At 46.5% G+C, this 19,837-nt stretch carries 15 protein-coding genes; 10 read left to right on the top strand and 5 right to left on the bottom strand.

Annotated features, from left to right (window positions below; genetic code table 11):
• From QUA88_RS21345 to QUA88_RS21320, 6 genes are all read left to right on the top strand, one after another.
• A partial coding sequence (locus tag QUA88_RS21345) for a Calx-beta domain-containing protein (RefSeq protein WP_333273720.1) occupies positions 1-2,040 on the top strand: 2,040 nt, incomplete at its 5' end.
• A 1,078-nt stretch (positions 2,041-3,118) separates the two neighbouring features.
• Positions 3,119-4,846 (top strand): diflavin flavoprotein, encoded by a 1,728-nt coding sequence (locus QUA88_RS21340; protein WP_333273717.1) that lies wholly within the window; start codon positions 3,119-3,121, stop codon positions 4,844-4,846.
• Positions 4,847-5,184: 338 nt separating this feature from the next.
• A complete protein-coding gene (locus QUA88_RS21335) occupies positions 5,185-5,814 on the top strand; it encodes a hypothetical protein (protein ID WP_333058218.1) in 630 nt (209 codons plus the stop codon).
• Complete coding sequence (locus tag QUA88_RS21330) at positions 5,807-7,552, top strand: diflavin flavoprotein (RefSeq protein WP_333273713.1); 1,746 nt, start codon at positions 5,807-5,809, stop codon at positions 7,550-7,552. The genes QUA88_RS21335 and QUA88_RS21330 overlap by 8 nt, the downstream gene beginning before the upstream one ends.
• Before the next feature lie 159 nt (positions 7,553-7,711).
• Entirely contained in the window at positions 7,712-7,915 is a 204-nt protein-coding gene (locus QUA88_RS21325; protein ID WP_333260663.1) for a hypothetical protein, read from the top strand.
• Positions 7,916-7,995: 80 nt separating this feature from the next.
• Complete coding sequence (locus QUA88_RS21320) at positions 7,996-8,250, top strand: type II toxin-antitoxin system HicB family antitoxin (RefSeq protein WP_333260660.1); 255 nt, start codon at positions 7,996-7,998, stop codon at positions 8,248-8,250.
• Between the two features lie 61 nt (positions 8,251-8,311).
• On the opposite strand, the gene pgsA is transcribed toward QUA88_RS21320, so the two are convergent.
• The 5 genes from pgsA to QUA88_RS21295 form a co-directional block, all read right to left on the bottom strand.
• Complete coding sequence (gene pgsA, locus QUA88_RS21315) at positions 8,312-8,830, bottom strand: CDP-diacylglycerol--glycerol-3-phosphate 3-phosphatidyltransferase (protein ID WP_333260657.1); 519 nt, start codon at positions 8,828-8,830, stop codon at positions 8,312-8,314.
• Between the two features lie 359 nt (positions 8,831-9,189).
• Positions 9,190-10,035, bottom strand: coding sequence for an ADP-ribosylglycohydrolase family protein (locus QUA88_RS21310; protein WP_333273709.1), 846 nt, complete (start codon positions 10,033-10,035; stop codon positions 9,190-9,192).
• An 81-nt stretch (positions 10,036-10,116) separates the two neighbouring features.
• Positions 10,117-10,782, bottom strand: coding sequence for a sugar transferase (locus QUA88_RS21305; protein WP_333273706.1), 666 nt, complete (start codon positions 10,780-10,782; stop codon positions 10,117-10,119).
• 319 nt (positions 10,783-11,101) lie between these two features.
• Positions 11,102-15,457: a hypothetical protein gene (locus QUA88_RS21300; protein WP_333273703.1), complete on the bottom strand. Its 4,356-nt coding sequence runs from the start codon at positions 15,455-15,457 to the stop codon at positions 11,102-11,104.
• Between the two features lie 695 nt (positions 15,458-16,152).
• Complete coding sequence (locus QUA88_RS21295; RefSeq protein ID WP_333058208.1) at positions 16,153-16,374, bottom strand: hypothetical protein; 222 nt, start codon at positions 16,372-16,374, stop codon at positions 16,153-16,155.
• A 259-nt stretch (positions 16,375-16,633) separates the two neighbouring features.
• Here QUA88_RS21295 and QUA88_RS21290 point away from each other — a divergent pair, with 259 nt between their 5' ends.
• The 4 genes from QUA88_RS21290 to QUA88_RS21275 form a co-directional block, all read left to right on the top strand.
• Positions 16,634-17,347 (top strand): Crp/Fnr family transcriptional regulator, encoded by a 714-nt coding sequence (locus QUA88_RS21290; protein ID WP_190663937.1) that lies wholly within the window; start codon positions 16,634-16,636, stop codon positions 17,345-17,347.
• 90 nt (positions 17,348-17,437) lie between these two features.
• Entirely contained in the window at positions 17,438-17,935 is a 498-nt protein-coding gene (locus tag QUA88_RS21285) for a universal stress protein (protein WP_333058207.1), read from the top strand.
• Positions 17,936-18,237: 302 nt separating this feature from the next.
• Entirely contained in the window at positions 18,238-18,999 is a 762-nt protein-coding gene (locus QUA88_RS21280) for a DUF2232 domain-containing protein (protein WP_333058206.1), read from the top strand.
• A 188-nt stretch (positions 19,000-19,187) separates the two neighbouring features.
• Positions 19,188-19,837, top strand: a 650-nt coding sequence (locus QUA88_RS21275) for a transposase (protein ID WP_333273700.1), incomplete at its 3' end; no start/stop codon positions are given.

Below are 19,837 nucleotides of genomic sequence, written 5' to 3'. Positions count from 1 at the left end.
ATCGCAGACGATGACAGCAGCCTGGAATTTAGTGCTCCTACTTTCAGCGTCAACGAAGATGGCACAACAGTTGCAGCAGTAACAGTTACACGTACTGGCAGTACCACTGGTGCCGCCAGTGCCACGGTGGAATTGAGCGATGGTACTGCTGTTGCCCCTGGTGATTACACCAATACTCCCCTGACTGTCAATTTTGCCGCGGGGGATGCTGCACCCCAAACCATCACCATTCCGATCGTCAACGATACTTTGGTAGAGGATACCGAAACACTCAACTTAACTTTGACCAACCCGAATGGTGCCACGATTGGAACCCAAGGTACTGCCACTTTGGACATAGTGGACAATGACAGCACCCTGCAATTTAGTGCTCCTACTTTCAGGGTTAATGAAAACGGAAGGATTGTTTCAGCAGTAACAGTTACACGCACTGGCAGTACCACTGGTGCAGTCTCAGCCACGGTGGAATTGAGCGATGGTACTGCTGTTGCCCCTGGTGATTACGACAATCAGGCGATTGTGGTGAATTTTGCCGCTGGGGATGCTGCATCCAAAATTGTCGATATTCCGATCGTCAACGATACTTTGGTGGAGGGTACCGAAAGAGTCAACTTAAGTTTGACCAACCCTACAGGCAATGCCTCGATTGGAACGCAAGGTACTGCCATTTTGAACATCGCAGATAATGACAGCAGCCTGCAATTTAGTTCCCCTACCTTTAGTGTCAACGAAGATGGCACGCCGATTGCAGCCGTGACTGTCACTCGCATTGGCAGTGCTATTGGCGCCGTCTCAGCCACTGTGAACTTGACCGATGGTACTGCTGTTGCCCCTGGGGATTACACCATTACTCCCCTGACTGTCAATTTTGCCGCTGGGGACACCGCACCCAAAATTGTCACCATTCCGATCGCCAACGATACTTTGGTGGAGGGTATCGAAACACTCAACTTAAGTTTGACCAACCCTACAGGCAATGCCACGATTGGAACGCAAAGCACCGCTAACTTGGACATAGTGGACAATGACAGCAGCCTGCAATTTAGTGCTCCTACTTTCAGGGTTAATGAAAACGGAAGGATTGTTTCAGCAGTAACAGTTACACGCACTGGCAGTACGACTGGTGCAGTCTCAGCCACGGTAAACCTCAGTAATCTTACTGCTGTTGCTGCTGATGACTACGACAATGCTCCCATCCTTGTCAATTTTGCTGATGGGGATGCTGCACCCAAAATTGTCGATATTCCGATCGTCAACGATACTTTGGTGGAGGGTACCGAAAGAGTCAACTTAAGTTTGATCAACCCTACAGGCAATGCCACGATTGGAACGCAAAGCAACGCCATTTTGAACATCGCGGACGATGACAGCACGCTGCAATTTAGTGCTGCCTTCTTTAGCGTCAACGAAGGCACGCGGAATGCAGCCGTGACAGTTACACGCATTGGCAGTGCTACTGGCGCCGTCTCAGCCACGGTGAACTTGAGCGATGGTACTGCTGTTGCCCCTGATGACTACATCAATATTAGTCCCATTGCTGTTAATTTTGCCTCTGGGGACAGCACGGCCAAAACCATCACTATTCCAATCCAGGAGAATAGTTTGCCAGAGTCTAACGAAACAGTCAACTTAAGTTTGGCTATTGCTACAGGCAATGCCACGATTGGAACGCAAAGCACCGCCATTTTGAACATCGTAGACAATGATGTTGCACCTGCTGTGATGACTAACTTAACTTCATCGAGCATGACCCCCGACCTACTTACTGGCTTTCGTTCCGCTAGTGCGATCGGTGATAGCGGGCTACAGGATTCCAGCTTGCTTGGTGGTTCAGGGCCGGGAACAGTGGATATGAGCAATTTCATCACCAACTCTTTCGACGGGGCGGCGATCGCTAATCCTACTATGACAGTCAATGCCACGCAGAACTGGTTTCCTTCACCTACAGCGCCCATTGTGGGTGGTACTGACCCGAATCTTATTGCTGGGGTAGGTCCTAGTTTCGTTGCCTCCAACCCATTTGCTAGTTCGGTCTTATAGAACCATTTCAAGGTCGTACTCTTAGATGCTACGCGCGTTATTCGAGTACGACCTTGAACTCTTGTATAGCGATCCTAAATGATTTGTGTAATTCTTGTAGGGAAAAACCAACGCCCGGTTGCCCCGATGCAGGCTGGGGTAGTCACTCTTAGCACTACCCCTACATATTTTTACAACTGATGCGAGGATTGCTATATTTTGAAAAAAATAGATGGCGATTTGCCATTGGGATGGAGTTTTTGAGAGCGTAGTTTTTGGGCAATTCTTGTTGGTAAAAATTCGCCCCGAAAATTATCGATTGGATATTAAGCTGTTGCACATTTAAATTGTATATTCAGGGCGGGCTGGACGCCCAACCCTTACTCCCCACAAGACTTTGATTTTTTTGGACATACAATTTAAAGGCCGCAACAGCTTAGTGTTTTTTGCTATTACCTACTTAATCCTTAATTTTTTGTAAAAACGTAACAGTTGCCAAATCTGCCAACTCGCCCAGACTGGGAGCAATGCTAAGATTAACCAAAAGGTGGGTTTAGCGATCGCCCCCAAGATGGGGGAATCAAACCAAGATGGCAATTTGACATTCGGTATATTTTGGGCAGTTTTTAGTTTTATCAAAGGAACTTTCGGACATAGCTTTACTTCACTGAATCGATTTTGCCCTGTGGATTTGGGCTTTTTTTATTCGATCGTCTTACTGCACATTTTGTACAGCTTTTAAGTTGGTACTAACTAAGGAATGAGAATTAAATAACTTCCACTCTTGAAAGTGGGATGGGCGTCCCGCCCGTCATGAGTGGACGGGCGGGACGCCCATCCCACAATAACAATTAAAATTGTAAGTTATTTAATTCGCGATCCTAACTGACTGCTCGATCACAATTTCCATGCAAAACCAAGTTCGATCGGTTGGGCGATCGAACTTGGTTTCCATAGCACACATATTAGGTTTTTGTCAATACATAGAGATCAGTTTTGGGATGCTTAACTGAGTGATAGGAAATTTTATAAAGATTTACAAAAAAAACGTGTCAGAATGAAGACAATAAGGTAATGGGTAAAAGACAAGGAGGCACTGATGGTAGCGCTGACTGAACGAGTCCAACGCAGATTGACGGTGGAAAAAGTCGAAATTGCCTCTGACACAACGGCAATTCGATGCCTGGATTGGGATAGAGACCGCTTTGACATCGAATTCGGACTCAAAAACGGTACAACATACAACTCATTCATCATTCGCGGTGAAAAAACGGCCCTCGTCGATACCTCGCACGAGAAGTTTCGCCAGCAATACATGGAAACTCTAACGGGCGAAATTGACCCCAAAGAGATTGACTATCTAATTATCAGCCACACCGAGCCAGACCACAGCGGTTTAGTCAAAGACGTGCTGGCGCTGGCACCCCAAGCAATTGTCGTGGGGGCGAAAGTAGCAATTCAATTTTTAGAAAACCTTGTACACCAACCATTTGAGCGATTGGTAGTAAAAAACGGGGACAAACTAGATTTAGGAAACGGCCACATTATCGAATTCGTATCAGCGCCGAACTTGCACTGGCCTGATACTATTTTCAGCTACGACAGCAAAACTCAAGTGCTGTTCACCTGCGATGCTTTCGGGATGCACTACTGTTCCGACAGCACCTTCGATGACGATTTAGCAGCAGTTGAGGAAGATTACCACTTTTATTATGAGTGTTTGATGGCTCCCAATGCTCGATCGGTACTCGCTGCGATGAAGCGGATGGCAGAATTGGGAGAAATCGGTACAGTTGCGACCGGTCACGGGCCGCTGCTGCGGCACAATGTGGTGGAACTTACCGGACGCTACAAAAAGTGGAGCCAAGCGCAAGCTAAGGCAGAAACCACTGTAGCGGTATTTTACACCTCCGACTACGGATTTAGCGATCGACTCAGCCAAGCGATCGCCCACGGTATCACCAAAACAGGTGTCGCTGTGGAAATGATGGATTTGAGAATCGCCGACTTACAAGAAGTTGCGGAACTTGTCAGTAATGCTGCCGGTATCGTAATTTGTTCGCCACCGAGTGGCGGTACTGCTGCTGTAAATGCCGAAGCCGCAATCAACACAATTTTAGTTGCAGCTAACAACAAACAATCTTTCGGTTTGTGTGAATCCGGCGGCGGCGATGACGCATCGATTTACCCGCTGCGAAACAAGTTCAAAGAGTTGGGTTTAAAAGAAGCATTTCCCAACATTTTAATTAAAGAATCACCGACTGAAGCGAGTTATCAACTTTGCGACGAAGCCGGCACTGACTTAGGACAGTGGCTGACGCGGGACAAAGCAGTCAAACAGATGAAATCCCTCGACAGCGACCTCGATAAAGCTTTGGGAAGAATCAGCGGCGGACTGTACATCATTACCGCTCAAAAAGGCGAGGTTAGCGGTGCGATGCTAGCTTCTTGGGTAACGCAAGCCAGCTTTAAACCGCTGGGTTTAACAATAGCAGTTGCGAAGGATCGGGCGATCGAATCGATGATGCGCGCGGGAGATAAATTTGTTCTCAACGTGCTGGAAGAAGGCAATTATCAAACTTTGATGAGGCACTTTTTAAAGCGTTTTGCTCCTGGTGCCGATCGATTTGCCGGAGTTAAAACTCAACCAGCAACCAACGGTTCTCCAATTCTGACAGATGCTTTAGCTTACATGGAATGCGAAGTAGTCAGCCGGATGGAACTTTCGGATCATCATATCGTATATGCGATCGTTGATAGCGGCCGCGTATCCAATCCCGATGCACTGCCTGCTGTTCACCACCGCAAAGTGGGAAATCACTATTAGGAAGTCAGTTGACGGTTGACAGTTGTCAGTTGATAGTTGACAGTTGACTGTTGTCAGGTGCAAAGGGGAAATTCAACGATATATTGATTGACTGTCTGAGTCAACATACCCCAAACGTATTAGTAAGGTGCGTCAGCCGATGTTTTATTCGACTTCATCATCGACTATCTACTGACGCACCCTACAATTACAGTCCAGGACACAACTGGCTAGCCAAAAACTCTCAACTTTGGGTGCTTGTGGCGCACCTTACCGGCTTCTGGGTGTTGGGTGCGCCACCAGCAGCAAACCGGGCAAACCGTTGTCATTTAGACTTCATTTTAATAGGGGAATTGCCAATGCCTGCCAATCTTTTAGAAGACCGAGATTACACAATTATTATTGCCAGAAGCGATGCCAGCAGAGACCCTCACCATCCTTGGTACGAGGATTGGGTAGAAGCACAGGCATCTCTGATCGACTTAGCAAAAAAATGTCAGCAATTTGACAGCGACGGCATCACCGTTTACGAAGCTTCTACTCCTATGTGGAAGTATCAAAATTCCAATGTTGCGCGGTTAGCTCAAATTTTGCAGCGACAAAATACGGAACCGGATTCAGAAAACCCCACTGCAATTAATTTGGAAGAAGCTCTGAAAGCAACTTTTAGTGATTATTTTGCAAGCAAACCAAATGCCAAAGGGAAAAACGGAACAATAATTGTTGCAGTTTTAGATCAAAAACCCGAAAATACCGCTGCTGTTGCCGAAATTCTTGTAAGTGCGGCAAATAAAATAGATAAAGATGAAGAAATTGGAGTGAGCTTTATCCAAATTGGCGACGATTTGAAAACCAGGGAATTTCTGATTGACCTGGATACCAATTTACAGGGTAGAGGTGCAAGGTTTGACATTGTAGATACCAAGTTTTGGCACGAAATCAAAAGAAGTTCTGTAGTTCAGTTTCTCATAGGTGCAATAAATGACTAATACTTTGACTCCTAGACTCGCATCGGATGCCAAACCCCGCGATGTGCAGTTTATCCCGATCGCACTCGATACTTTTATTGTGCGATCGCGCACTTGGGACAGACTCAAATTTGAAGTCGAGTATTCGCTGCAAAAGGGGACGACAGCCAATAGCTATATTATTCAAGCTGACAAAACTGCTTTGTTCGATCCGCCGGGGGAATCTTTTACTCAAAATTACATCGATTTTTTACAGCAACGGGTGGACTTGACCAAGCTGGATTACATAATTTTGGGGCATTTCAATGCTAACAGATCAGTAACAATTAAAGCTCTGTTAGAATTAGCTCCTGAAGCAGCTTTGGTTTGCACGAATCCAGCAGCAATTAGTTTGCGCGCCGCTTTCCCCGACCAAGAATTAAACATTATGGTCGTTCGGGGAGAGGAAACTCTCAACTTAGGAAAAGGTCACGCCTTAAAATTCATCGCGACTCCGACTCCCCGCTGGCCTGACCAACTTTGCACCTACGATCCGCACACTCGAATCGTGTTCACTGACAAACTATTTGGAGCTCACGTTTGCGGCGACCAAGTATTTGATGAAGGGTGGAGCGTTTACAGCGAAGATCGGCGCTATTATTACGATTCCCTGCACGCATCTCAGGCAAAACAAGTGCTGACGGCAATGGATAAATTCGCCGATTTACCCGCAGCATTTTATGCTCCCGGTCACGGCCCGATCGTCCGTTACGGCCTTAATGAACTGAGCAATTTGTATCGGGAATGGAGCCAGCAACAAAATTCAAAAGACTTGACAGTTGCTTTGATTTATGCTTCGGCTTACGGAAATACGGCTACTTTAGCGCAGGCGATCGCCAAAGGAATTACTAAAGCCGGCGTTGCGGTGGAAACTATCAACTGCGAATTTGCCGAACCGGGAGAAATTCAAGAGGCGATCGAAAAATGCGCGGGATTTATCATCGGAACTCCCACGCTAGCAGGACACGCTCCGACGCAAATTCAAACTGCTTTGGGAATTGTTTTATCTACCGCAACTAAGAGCAAATTAGCCGGGGTTTTCGGTTCTTTTGGCTGGAGTGGAGAGGCGATCGACTTAGTGGAAAACAAGCTGAAAGATGCTGGCTATCGAATTGGATTTGAGCCGATTCGAGCCAAGTTTAAGCCGACGGCGGCGACGATTCACGAGTGCAAAGAAGCGGGAACGGATTTTGCTCAAGCTTTGATTCGATCGCAAAAATTGCGGGCACCGAAACCGCAGTTAGCAGCCGGTAGCGATCGCACTGAACAAGCAGTAGGGAGATTGGTTGGTTCGCTGTGCGTACTCTCGGCGAAGCGGGGGGAGGTAGCCAGTGCGATGCTGGCTTCGTGGGTGTCGCAAGCAACATTTAATCCGCCCGGTGTGACGATTGCGGTGGCGAAAGATCGATCGATCGAAGCTTTGATGTACGCCGGAGATAAGTTTGTGCTGAATATCTTAGCCGAAGGGCGACAGTTGCGGAAGTATTTCATGAAAAACTTTGCTCCGGGAGAAGACAGATTTGCGGGAGTCGAAACAATGGAAGCTAGCAACGGCTGTCCGGTTTTGACTGATGCTCTAGCTTATCTCGAATGCGAAGTGATAAGTCGGATGGAATGCGGCGATCACTGGGTAGTTTATGCAGCAGTTGAAAACGGTCATTTGCTGAAAAATGACGGCGTGACAGCGGTGCACTATCGGAAATCTGGGAGCCATTATTAAGGGGAAGTAATCTTGATAAACCTCGCTTTTCCCCCAGTCCGCCGGGGGTTTAAACCCCCGGCTAATAGCAAAAGTCCTCTTTAGAGGACTGATGATTTTAATAGTTAATCGGTAGGGTGCGTCGCTCCGAGATATTGGATAAAACTTGAAGATTGACGGGTGGCGACGCACCAAACAGCAGGCGATCGCTTTTCTTGTGTGTACTACATATACATGGAATATGCTGTATTTGCTAAAGATGGTGTTGAAGAAATCCTAAATCTTCAACCCAAAGGCTCGCAAGCCAAAGCCTATCAAGTCAGGCAAATTCGTGAGGTAATTCTCAAACACCAACTAGGAGGTGCAAACGATGCTTCGCTATGAAATTATCCTCTACTGGAGTCAATCGATTTTAGATTTTAGATTTTAGATTTTAGATTGACCCCACGGATAAATGCGGGGGCTTGAGGATTTTAGATTTTCGATTTTGGATTGATTCCACGGATAAATCCGGGGGCTTGTACCATCAAGAAATTCCTGGTCAAGAAGACCAAGTATTTATTGCCGAAGTGCCGGAATTACCAGGATGCGCTGCAGATGGCGAAACTTATCAAGAAGCACTACAAAATATAGAGATTGTTATGCAGGAGTGGATTGAGACGGCTCAGGAATTGGGGCGTTCTATTCCTCAACCGAAAGATCGCTTGATTTCGGCTTAGTTTAATAGGAATTAAACTCGTTACCAGGAATAGCTTGGGAACAAGTAATCAAGAAGGTAGCTTACTTTTCCTCACCAGTCTTTTCCGGCCACAGATAAATAGCGCCAGAAATCAAAGTTAAAGCCACAGAAACCCAAAAAGCAATTAATGCGGGAAAATTCCACGCTTCAGACAAAGGAGCAATTAAAAGTGCGATCGCCACAATCTGACTCACCGTCTTCAACTTCCCCCAAATATTAGCTCCCGAAATCGTAGTTTTATTAACACGCCACCCCGCAATTGTCAACTCCCGACCAAAAATCAAAAACACTCCCCAAGCCGGGATTTTCCCCAACTCAATCAACACTAAAAGCGGCGCGAGCACCAACAATTTATCCACCAGAGGATCGAGAAACTTACCCAAATCCGTAATTTGATTCAACTTCCTAGCCAAATAGCCGTCCAGCCAATCAGTAGCCGCAGCTATCACAAAAATTGCGGTGCAAATCCAGCGGCTTTGCGCGCTTGGGTCGTACAAACCGTAGAGCAGAAAAGGCACTCCCAGTAAGCGAGAAAAAGTAATCAAATTAGGCAAATTCATAATAGATACGGCTAAGGCAAACTGGAAAATTAAACAAAGGTATGTAGTTGCGCTTTAGCGCTCTTAGCTTAAGAAAGAGCGCCCAAGCGCAACTACATACATAAAATTTAACCCTATTTGTGACAGTTGGCCTTAATCTTAATAGAAAGAAGTTCGGCAACGCGCCGTGAATGCGGATTTAACGGATGTAACAGATATCAGGAAGAAGTCAATCGATTTTAGATTTTAGATTTTAGATTTTAGATTTTAGAATTGAAGCATTGACCCCACGAATAAATACGTTCGGCAAGTTTCATCGGATACAGGTTTTTTATTTCTGGACGGATGAATCACGTGGCGGGTATCCTGGATGCTTTCGGTCAGAAGTCGATCGTGCAATTCATTAACTGTCGATCCAGTTCTATGATATAATCTCTGCCATAAGATTGATTTTCTAATCCTTGTACCAGATTTTCTGGCAGGTCTTGGGCAATTTCACTGCTACAGGAACCAGCCGCTAAAGCAATAGTGGCTACTGTATCCACATCTCCAGAAAAGGCAATGCAATCTTGGAGCAGTTTGCTCATACTATCATTTCGCATGATCGCAGTAATAGCTGCTCTAACACAGACCAAACCTTTAACGCTGACTTGTCCTTGCCAAGGTATCGACCACTCACCAGGGACGTGCTTTTCTAGAAAATTTCCCAAATTCTTCTTTAAACCTAGCTGATAAATAAAGTAATGGGACATCAAAGCGGCCGCTATAGCTGCATTAATGCCATCTGGACTATTGTGGGTAATTGCAGCTTGAATGGTGGCATTTTCGATGACTTTTTCAATAGTAGGAAAAATGCCAATGGGGCCTGCTCGCATCGCAGAGCCGCTTTTATCGCTAGCAGAGTGAATTTTTTCTAAGAATTCTTTTCCGCCTTGAACTTGTAGCAAAAAATTGTAAAATTTTCCAGCATAACCAAATCGCCGATCGCGGTGAAAAGCTGCAACAAATTTGCTCGCTAAAAGTTCCGGTGTCCAAGGTTCTCGGCTGACGATAGCTTCTGCAACGGCTAAACTCATCTGCGTATCGTCTGTGTAACATCCAGGCGGGATATCGTGACGGGGATGCTTGATGTAACCGTTGAGATTGTTGTACAATTCGATCGTCTGCTGGTCAACAAATTCAAAACCCGCACCGTAAGCGTCACCAATCGCTAATTCTATTAACATATATTTAATCAGTTCCCAACTATTTCATCCCCAGTTTTTTCCTAAAATAATAAAAAAAACAACCCAAAACAACTTACCTATCTAACACGCACCGTTTTTGCTGAAGACCACCCAAATTGTTTTGCAAATCAGAGTGATGTCGTAGACAACAGACCACTTGCCCTGATAGTCGAGATCCATCTGCACAATATCGTTAAAGTCTTTAACTCCAGACCGTCCGTTGACTTGCCACTCCCCAGTCAGCCCGGGTTTGACATTTAAACGCTGCCAGTGAAAATCGTCATAGGCAGCAACTTCATCAGGAGTGGGCGGTCGAGTTCCCACCAAACTCATGTCGCCGACTAACACGTTCCAGAATTGAGGCAACTCGTCCAAACTCGTACACCGCAAGAAGCGGCCGACGCGGGTAATTCGCGGGTCATTTTCATTCTTAAAAATGTGACCGTTGGCTTGGTTGCTAACTAAATGTTTGAGCTTTTCTGCATCGACAACCATCGATCGAAATTTCCACATTCTGAAATGTCGCCCTTGGAAGCTGCAGCGGACTTGACTGTACAGCAGCGGGCCCCGATCGTCCAATAGCATCGCCACAGCCACCGGCACCGCCACCACAGCAGCAATTGCCAGTCCCAGCAGCGCACCCAAAATATCGATCGACCGTTTTACCTTGCTCGTTACGGATCGGTGAGCGTGTTGTTTTGATACACAGACATTGTAAGTAGATTCTGAAAAACATAACGACATCATTTCTGATAATAATGATTTCGACGAGGCACCCATCGGAAATTTCATATCATTTGTCTCAACTTTAACGATCTCTTACGTCCATCTTATTAGCCATCCCAAATCTGCTGAACCTGAAATACTCAGCTTTGCACAATCTTTAAAAAGCAATCACACTTTTATAAAGTTTCTATGTATTTTTTATAAAAACGTATAAAGTTTCTGTAAACTTACGTAAATTTACAGAAAAAAGTTAGTCCGGGACGCAAAAAAACCTGGTTTCGGCTAGGACTCTTCCCGGAAGACAGGGAGGATTCTACTGAGAAACCGGGTTTTTTGCCGTTTAGCGATAAATATCGGTGCGAACATCCCAAGCAAGTGTTAGCGGTTCTAACAATTTTTGCTGGCTGCTAGAGGCGAGTTTGCTTAAATATTTGCGAACAACAAAGGCGTGTTCGAGATTCAAACGATAACCGCGTGAGACATCTTCAAAGAAAAGCGGCTCAGCCCAAATTTCTTCCCAATCAGGATTTTGCCTTGACTCCTCGGCAAGCAGGATGAAATCTTCCTCCGCAGGCACAAGTCCCGCCGGCAAATTTCCTTCCAAAATCCGCAAAATCCGGGGTTCGCAGGTGCGGGTATTCACGCCTTGGCCCTCCAACAACTGCAAAATTTCCTGAAAGCTCAAAGTTTCCCCGCCCAAAACCTTCATTAATTCCCACAGCAGAAAAAAGTCGCTGTACTGCTGCTGCGACACATCCAAAATGTGAGGATAGAGAGCCAAACTCGCTAACCCGCAGGCAACTCGACCAATTTTTTGGGAATTTGTACTTTGAGATACAGAATTTAATGCAGAATTGTGAATCTCAAAAATATCTCGATCGCCCTGCAATTCCTGGTCTTGAACCACGATCGCATTCGGCAACTTCTGCCGCAACCAGCGGGCAATCGCAGGCCAAGCACCCATACCCCCCGCACAAATCGCCTGATTAATCCCCGCCGGCGACATTCCCGCGCGGCTGAGCAAAGCATTCAATTCACGGTTCAACTGCTGCACAAAAGGCACTAAAACCAGACTTTCTACATCTTTGCGCTTCACATCCCAATGCTGCTGACCAATATCCAAAGCAAAACTTTTTTGATGTTGCAAAATAACTTTTATTTGCCTTGCCGCCTCTAACAATTGCAGGCCAAAAGCAGAACCTTGTAACCGCTGCTGCAATTGATAGCGACTCGGCAAATCGGGATGGCCAGGACGTGGCAAATCGATCGACATTCCCCAAGTTTCATTTTTAGCCAACAACTGACAGATAATATCCTGATCGAAAGCATCGCCAGCCGCATCAAAACTGTGGCAAGTAAAATCAGCACGAGTTAAATCTTGAAGATTAGACGGCAACTCAACTAAAGCTAATTCCACCGTCGCCGCCCCCGCATTCAAAATCAAAGTTCCCCCGCTAAAAGACGAAGCATTCACAGTCAGCGGTGCAGCTTCTTCAGTGCCCTTAGCAGAATCCACGGCTGACGACTCGACTTCCATGCGATTTTTCACAGGAGTTACAGCAGCAAGCAAAGTGGCGATCGCATCTTCCACCACAAAAATTTGCGAACCAGAAGCCACCAGAGACGCACCCAAAACCGCCTCCCGCAGATTAAACCGATAAACATCCGACCAGCCGGCCGGAGTCCCCAAAATTACACCCTGCAAGTCTAAAAGCGCCGCATCAAGAGTTTCTGGCGTCAGTCCCGAAGCCCTACAAATTAAATTAGAAACTGGCAATCCTGCAAAATTCGCCCTTGGTGCAGAATCCAAAATTTCCCCCGATTCGGCAAATTTTTGTCCCCGCAAACTCGGATTCAAAGTAGCCAGCAGCGCCCGCACACATTGCAGCGGCAAGGCGATCGAAAAAGCCTGCAAGGGATCCCACTGCAACAGCGGTTCGTACATCCCAGCAGCCTCCCGCTGATAAGGAATGCCCACCTTTAGAGGCAATTTAAAATTTTCCAGTAAAAATTCTCCTGCAGGCAAAGCCTGGGGTCGGAATCCCACCGACTTGACTGTCACCTCTGACCCTGGGCTACCTGGGGATGTTTGGGTCAGCACCGCAGCCGAGGGAATCCGACAACTGGCGTCTGCTGGCCAAGCCTCAGCCTGCGATGCTTCCCAGTAAATCGGGTGCAATTCGCCACTGGTGCGATCGAGTAAAGCCGCAGACAGGCCGCTGGAACCAAAATCAATGCCCAAATACCAGCTAGAATTCCGGCGTTGTCGGGATGGGGCGATCGCACCTGCTGCAGAATGCCCAGCCGAGTCTTGCTGCTGTGTTTCGGCAAACTCGCTAAAATCGGTTTTCCCCTCAACAACTCCTGCTTTACTCTCTGTCGAAATTAGGTTTTTTTTTTGACTTTCTGGAGGACTCGATCGCAGTTCGTTAGTTTCGGCAGTTTCTGGAGGGGGAGAATCAGTCAAAGGTCGATCGGTTTCGGTCAAACTAGCCAAAATCTCGTCTAGCGTCAAATTCGAGTCGTCTTCCTCAGCCAACAAATCATCCTCAAGTTCGTCTTCCAAAACAAAAGGTTGATCATCCGAGGATAGTTCCAAAACATCGGAGAACAAATCCTCCAGCGTGCCGAGTTCTTCCTCTGCCACCTCGGCAAAGGGATTGTTTGCAATGCCTTCGGGGGAACTCGCCGATAAATCCAAGCTGTTAGCGACTGAGAAATTCGATCGCCGGGAGCTAGTATTTTCCACTTCCTCCAGATTGTAGAGGTCTGCCTCCAAAAGTTCCAGAGTGTTGTTGTCCAAATTTAGAGCTCGATCGAGGTCATCTTCTAATTCCTCGATCGGCAGCAAATCCTCGTCCGGCGAAGCTTGGATGTACTCCTCATCGAGTCGCTGCGACGAAGTGCCGGACTCGCCAGTTTGAACCTCACCGATACTTGGCACATGAGACTCGGCACTGGGGAGGTTTGGGCTAATTTCGGCTGGCGTTCTCAACGGCAAAGGTGGCGATTCAGGCATCGCAGCGTCGAACTGCTCACCTTGGTTTTGACCCGTTTCTAGATTTTCTCGATCGTCCCCGTCAATTTTCACCTCAGCAGTTGAGGGTGGTGGTGCTGAAACTTGAGGTACTTTTGCCACTTGCGGTTCAAATAAATCTGCACTATCTAAAGTTAGAGACTCTACAGAATTCCCCATTACAAATTCTGAATCTTCATCTCCTAAAATCTCTTCCAAAGATTCGCCTTCATCCAGCAGATTTACAAACAAATCTTCGGTCATTTTTAGCGATTCGGCAGTTTCCCGATCCGTCGTCGCTTGGTATTCTAAACCTTCAGTTTGGGTCTCAATTTCAGTATTTTCTACAGGGAAACTTTCAACTTGTAATTCTACTTCAGGAACCGCTTCTCCCGCGAACAAACTTGCATACAAATCCTCAATTTCTTCGTCTGTTTCTGTAAACCTATTGTCCGATTCTTCCCCCGTATCTAGAGTTGAATTTTGAGATGTTTCGGGTGTAGAACCCAACAAATTATCTTCCAACTCCGGGAGCATAATTGGGGCTTGAATGCGATCGCGTTCGCGCCTCAACTGTCTGAATTGCGGAGAAATTTCTGTACCGGCGTAGGGAAATCTGTCTTGTTCTCCGAATTCGCCGGTGCGAATGGACTGCACCGAGTCTCCCGTCTGAGTCTCTGGGGCTGAGTGTTCGATCGGAGTATTTGAAAGGGCGGGAGCGACAGAAGATCGATCGGCTGCGGTTGGGGTGACGGTTTCGAGATTATTTGCTAAATCGATCGGCTGTTGAACGTAGGAAGAAGCTTCTCGCCCCAACTGTGCAGCTAAATGGTTGACCAAAGCCGCGAACATCGCCTCGCTCTGCTGGTTCAAACCGTACATATTTTCGAGTTCTTGTCTCAAGGAAGCTTGATAGCTTTGCAGATTTGCTTGCAAAGCCTCGAACACGATAGCCATCCTCGAATCGAGGCTCATCAGCAGACTGTCAGCATGAGATTGGAAAAGTTGCATTTGCTCCAACCTCTGAGCCGGCGTCAGCAGCGGGTGTTCTTCTGAGGTTTGTCGGTGAAGTGTTACGTCAATAGCCGATTCTTCATCAGGCGCACTGCCCAAAGAGTATGGTGCTGAGATACTTTGCAATAACTGATTTTCTAGGGAATTTAGAATTTGGGAGAAATCGCTAGTCAAGGTTTCTTCCAAGCGGGCACTCAGTACCTGCAAAAATTCAGCAATGATTTGCTGTTGGTTGGCTTGTTGCTGAGCTAGGGATTGTTGCTGCTGCCGTTTTGCTTCTAGCTGTTTGATTTCTTGAATGAGAGCTTGCTGCTCTTGCCGCAGAGCTTCTATGTCTTCTTGGAGCGGCCCTGTCAGGCTGGAACGCAGGTGGCTGATTTCTCCGGTTACTGCCAGCATGATTTGCTCTGCTGCTGAGGGGCCAGGGGGGGGCAGAGGCACTTTGGGTACTGGAACTGGTTCGGGGCGGACATTTTGGCGGGCCGCGGCCTTTGGGGCCGTTAGCTTTGAGTCTGAGGAAACCAGATAAGCGCGAACTCGCTCTAAAAGTTGGCGCTGGTGGACAGTATCAAGAGAACCCGTCCAAGGCAAGCGGGGTGCGGGCTTGCTGAGTACCTCGTCTATCTCAGCAATCAGTGCTTGAATTTTGTACTTCTGAGAATTCAAGGGCGGAACCTCTGGGAATGCGGCTTGGGAGAAACTTTACCGACAAAAGACTGAAGTCAATCGATTTTAGATTTTAGATTTTAGATTTTAGATTGAAGCATTGACTTGCGCGAGATAAATACGTTCGGCAAGTTTCTCGGATACAGGTTTTTTATTTCTGGACGGATGAATCCGGGGGCTTGTATCCTGGATGCTTTCGCTCAATAATTCACTAATATTTTCTGACAACAGTTAATTAACCTTTTGTCTTCGGATAACTTCTATTGCCTATCATAGGTTAACCGGTACTTCCGCACCAAATGCCCGCTTCTATCAATTGCAAGTGCTTTCAAATTCTGCGACTCAGGGGCGAGTTTCCTGACCCGGAGGCTGATTCCTGCTCGGAATAGCTGTGATCCCGACCAACTTTTGCCTTCACCCGCTTGAACAAAGAGCCCCACACTGTCACCGCGAGTTTCGTTAGGATGTCTGCGCGCCACTGTCTCTTCATTTTTCACCGACTTGGAAAAAACCTCAAACAATTTGCGATTTGGGATACCGAGATTCGGGATTATCCCCGTATACTGGATTTGAGTAACCTTTAATTATAGCCTATTATCTGTATTCATGGCTAGATACTAATGGTACAATAATCTTGGGTAGCAGAAAATTTTGCTGGGAAGTGGGAGGGTTTCGCTCGCCAAGAGCGCCAGTATTTAGGCTTGCAATGTCTGTGGATTTTGCCGATCGTGCTGACATTGGCCAGATTCTAGGCAGTTGCTCGGATTTGGGATCTGTCTGCCGTGGCACCCCTTGCGATCGTGGATTCTGCCTTCTCGAAAGCAAGGCCGAGTGACAACAAATCTCTCAGCAGTGTTAAGCTTGTCTTCGCGAAGTGCTTTCAAAGGTAATTCGATCGGCTCAGTCGTTTGCCACATAGCTAAAATTTTGTTAATAAAATTTGCTCAGTGGTATGTATCTAAAAAATTATGGTATATTCTTTAGTTTCTAGCTCCCAATCAGAGCTTGAGGCTATTAATTACCATATTGAGCCTTTGACCGCAAAACTTTAGAGGTAAAATTGCCGATTTTAGATCCTTGTTTCTCAAATCTGGAATCTCAAATCGAATGACTCGGCTGCAAGCTATTTGTAACTGCCCAGCGCAGCTCAAGCGCATAAATTAAAATGATGGCCTCATGGAAGACCGCTTTAACACCCGAGACCCGAATTCTAATATAAATCAATTGATAGTTTCTACTCCTTTTTTTGCAGGATTACCCGATCCTGTAATCGAGAGAGCAACTGTCCACATCGTTACCCGAAGTCATCCGTCAAATCAAGTGATTTTACTCGAAAATGACTGGGGAACATCAGTGTATTTTATATTGGATGGTTGGGTGAAAATTCGCACCTACAACCTAGACGGAAAAGAAGTAACACTGAATATTTTAGGGAAAGGAGAATTATTCGGGGAAATGGCCGCGATCGAAGAAGCACCGCGATCGACAGATGTGATCACCCTAGCCCCGACACTGATCGGCAATATGCCATCTCAGGATTTTGTGCAGCTCATTCATACCGAGCCTCTAGCAGGCATTCGCCTAGCTCAACTGATGGCGCGTCGCCTGCGACAAGTCAACCGCCGCCTGCGTTTACGAGAGTCCGACAGTACCTCGCGAGTAGCAGATATTCTCTTATTTTTGGCCGAAGGGCAAGGCAAAAAAATCCTGGAAACAGGAGGTACAGAAATACCGAACCTGCCACACAGAGAATTAAGCAGCCTCAGCGGGCTGGCTCGCGAAACAGTAACGCGAGTGCTCAGCAAGCTGGAAAAAAAAGGAACTATTCAGCGCGAACGTGACGTTTTGTGCATTCCCGACCTGCACGCCTTAGAGCGTCTGTTAGTCTAGAAGTATCAGAGTTTGCTTTTATTGAATCTAATTCAAAAGCACTCTCTGTTAACTAAGTGATATTAATGATTTCCTGCAGGAGGTAAAGCTGTGAGTTTTAAGAAAATTTTCGCCGCCTTAGATGATTCTGAACTGGGCCACCGTGTTTTCACGCAAGCTTTAGAATTAGCTCTGAACGATCGCGCCCAGGTGATGCTATTTAACTGCGTTACTGTCAGCACGCTGGGGGAGACGGCAGTGCCAATTCCGGTAGATTTGGGCATGAATGTCGAGTTAATGGATCAAGCTTATCAAGCTCAACGTTTGCGGCTGGAAAGCGACGTAAAACACGCTTCGGGTTTGCTAAAAAATTACTGCGACGCTGCAGCAAAAAAAGGATTGCAGGTAGAATTTGACTGCAAAAAGGACGGCGATCCGGGGCATTGTATCTGTGAAGCAGCCGAAAATTGGGGCGCAGATTTAATAGTATTGGGGAGGCGCGGCCGCACGGGGTTCGCAGAAGCTTTCCTCGGCAGTGTCAGCAATTATGTCGTTCACCACGCATCTTGTTCGGTTTTGGTAATCCAGGAAGGCAAAATTGAAAAATAATGCTGCTGAAAATGTTTGCTGAAAAAATCGATCGAAAATACAGCACTTTCCAGGTAAGTGAAGTACAGAGAAACCGGGTTTCTTGAATAAAACCGATTTCTGGCGAGAAATCCAGAAGAAACCCGGTTTCTGGGGTGTACTTTATAAACCTGGAATCCGCTGTAAGACTTCCGCTCCTGGCTGATTCCCGGTTTCTGCGAGCAATATTAAATTTGGCGGCGAGGCATCCAAACACTGAAACCGGGAATCAGCCGTATCGGGGGCCAGTCCCGTAAAATCTAAAATCTAAAATCTAAAATCGGATGAGTGATTTTTTGTCAGCAGATGCTGCGTCTAATTCGGGTAGTTCACCCAGTACAAATAACGAGCCCCAAACCGCCGATATTTCAGCAATGACTGGCGATCGCCCAAATCCCGATCCGGGGAAGCACATCTCTGGGGAAGCGCCTTTAAGGCTGGTAGAAACGGCTTTTTTGGCAAGTACCGCTAGCTTAATTTGGCTGGTAAATTATTACTTTCCGCTGGGGCCTTTGCTGCGGGTTTTTTTTCCGATACCCATCGCCCTGGTTTACTTGCGCTGGGGCAACCGAGCAGCTTGGATGGCAGCTTTGGTATCGGGTTTGCTGCTGTCGGTACTCATGGGCCCGACGCGGAGCATTTTATACGTGATGCCTTTTGGAATTATGGGAGTTGCGCTGGGAGGACTTTGGAGGCGCAAAGCGAGTTGGTCACTCTCTATTAGTGTGGGCGCTCTCATTGGTACTGTCGGCTTCTTTTTTCGGTTTTGGCTGCTGTCAGCGTTGGTGGGTCAGGATCTATGGGTTTACGTAACGGCCCAGGTAACAGAGATGGTGGAATGGGTGTTTGTGAAGCTGGGCTGGCTTAATGTACCGAGTTTGAACACAATTGGGGCGATCGCCGCCGGGATGATTTTAGTTAACAATATTGTCTATTTATTTGTAGTGCATTTAGTAGCTTTGCTGCTATTATATCGTTTGGGAAACCCAATTCCGCGCCCACCAAGCTGGGTGGAAGTTTTGATCGATTATAACGATCAAGCATGAAAACCCCGTGACTTTAGTCCGGGGAAGAAAAACAGAAGGAGGCTAAAGCCTCCCATTTCCTTTGTTAGAACCAAGTTTTTACGACTAACTTTATAGTATACGAAACTTACGTGTAAAGCTTTGTGAACAACTCAAGCGATATTAAGCCGATGTTGTTAGCATAAGAAAAACGTGATGAGGTCGAAGTCATGCTAGTTTTTGAATTCAAAGCATACGGAAAAAAGCAGCAATTTGCCGCTGTAGACGAAGCAATTAGAACAGTACAATTCATCCGTAACAAAGCATTGCGCTTTTGGATGGAAAACCAAAAAGTCAACAAGTATGACTTGAATAAGTACAGTGCTGTTTTAGCTAAAGAATGGACGTTTTGCGATGAACTCAACAGCATGGCTCGACAATCAAGCGCAGAAAGAGCGTGGTCGGCAATCGCCCGATTTTACGACAACTGTAAAAATAAAATTACCGGGAAAAAGGGTTTTCCGCAGTTTCAGAAAGACAATCGGTCGGTCGAATATAAAACGACCGGGTGGCGGATGGCAACTGACCGAAAATCTATCACTTTTACCGATAAAAAAGGCATCGGAAAACTTAAGCTGAAAGGGACGCGCGACTTACATTTTTATCAGCTTACCCAGATTAAGCGAGTACGCTTAGTCAAACGAGCCGATGGATACTACATCCAGTTTTGCGTTCAAGTTGACCGTTCCGAGAAGATTGAAGTTACAGGTAATGCTATTGGATTAGACGTGGGGCTCAAAGAGTTCTACACAGACTCTAATGGTGTTACAGTCGAAAATCCGCGTTTTCTGGGCAAAGGAGAGCGCCGACTAAAGAAAGC

The sequence above is a fragment of the Microcoleus sp. D3_18_C2 genome (assembly GCF_036702395.1).
In the GTDB taxonomy this organism is placed as follows: domain Bacteria; phylum Cyanobacteriota; class Cyanobacteriia; order Cyanobacteriales; family Microcoleaceae; genus Microcoleus.
The sequence above is the reverse complement of the archived record's forward strand: the minus strand, read 5'-3'. Positions and strand labels throughout refer to the sequence as shown.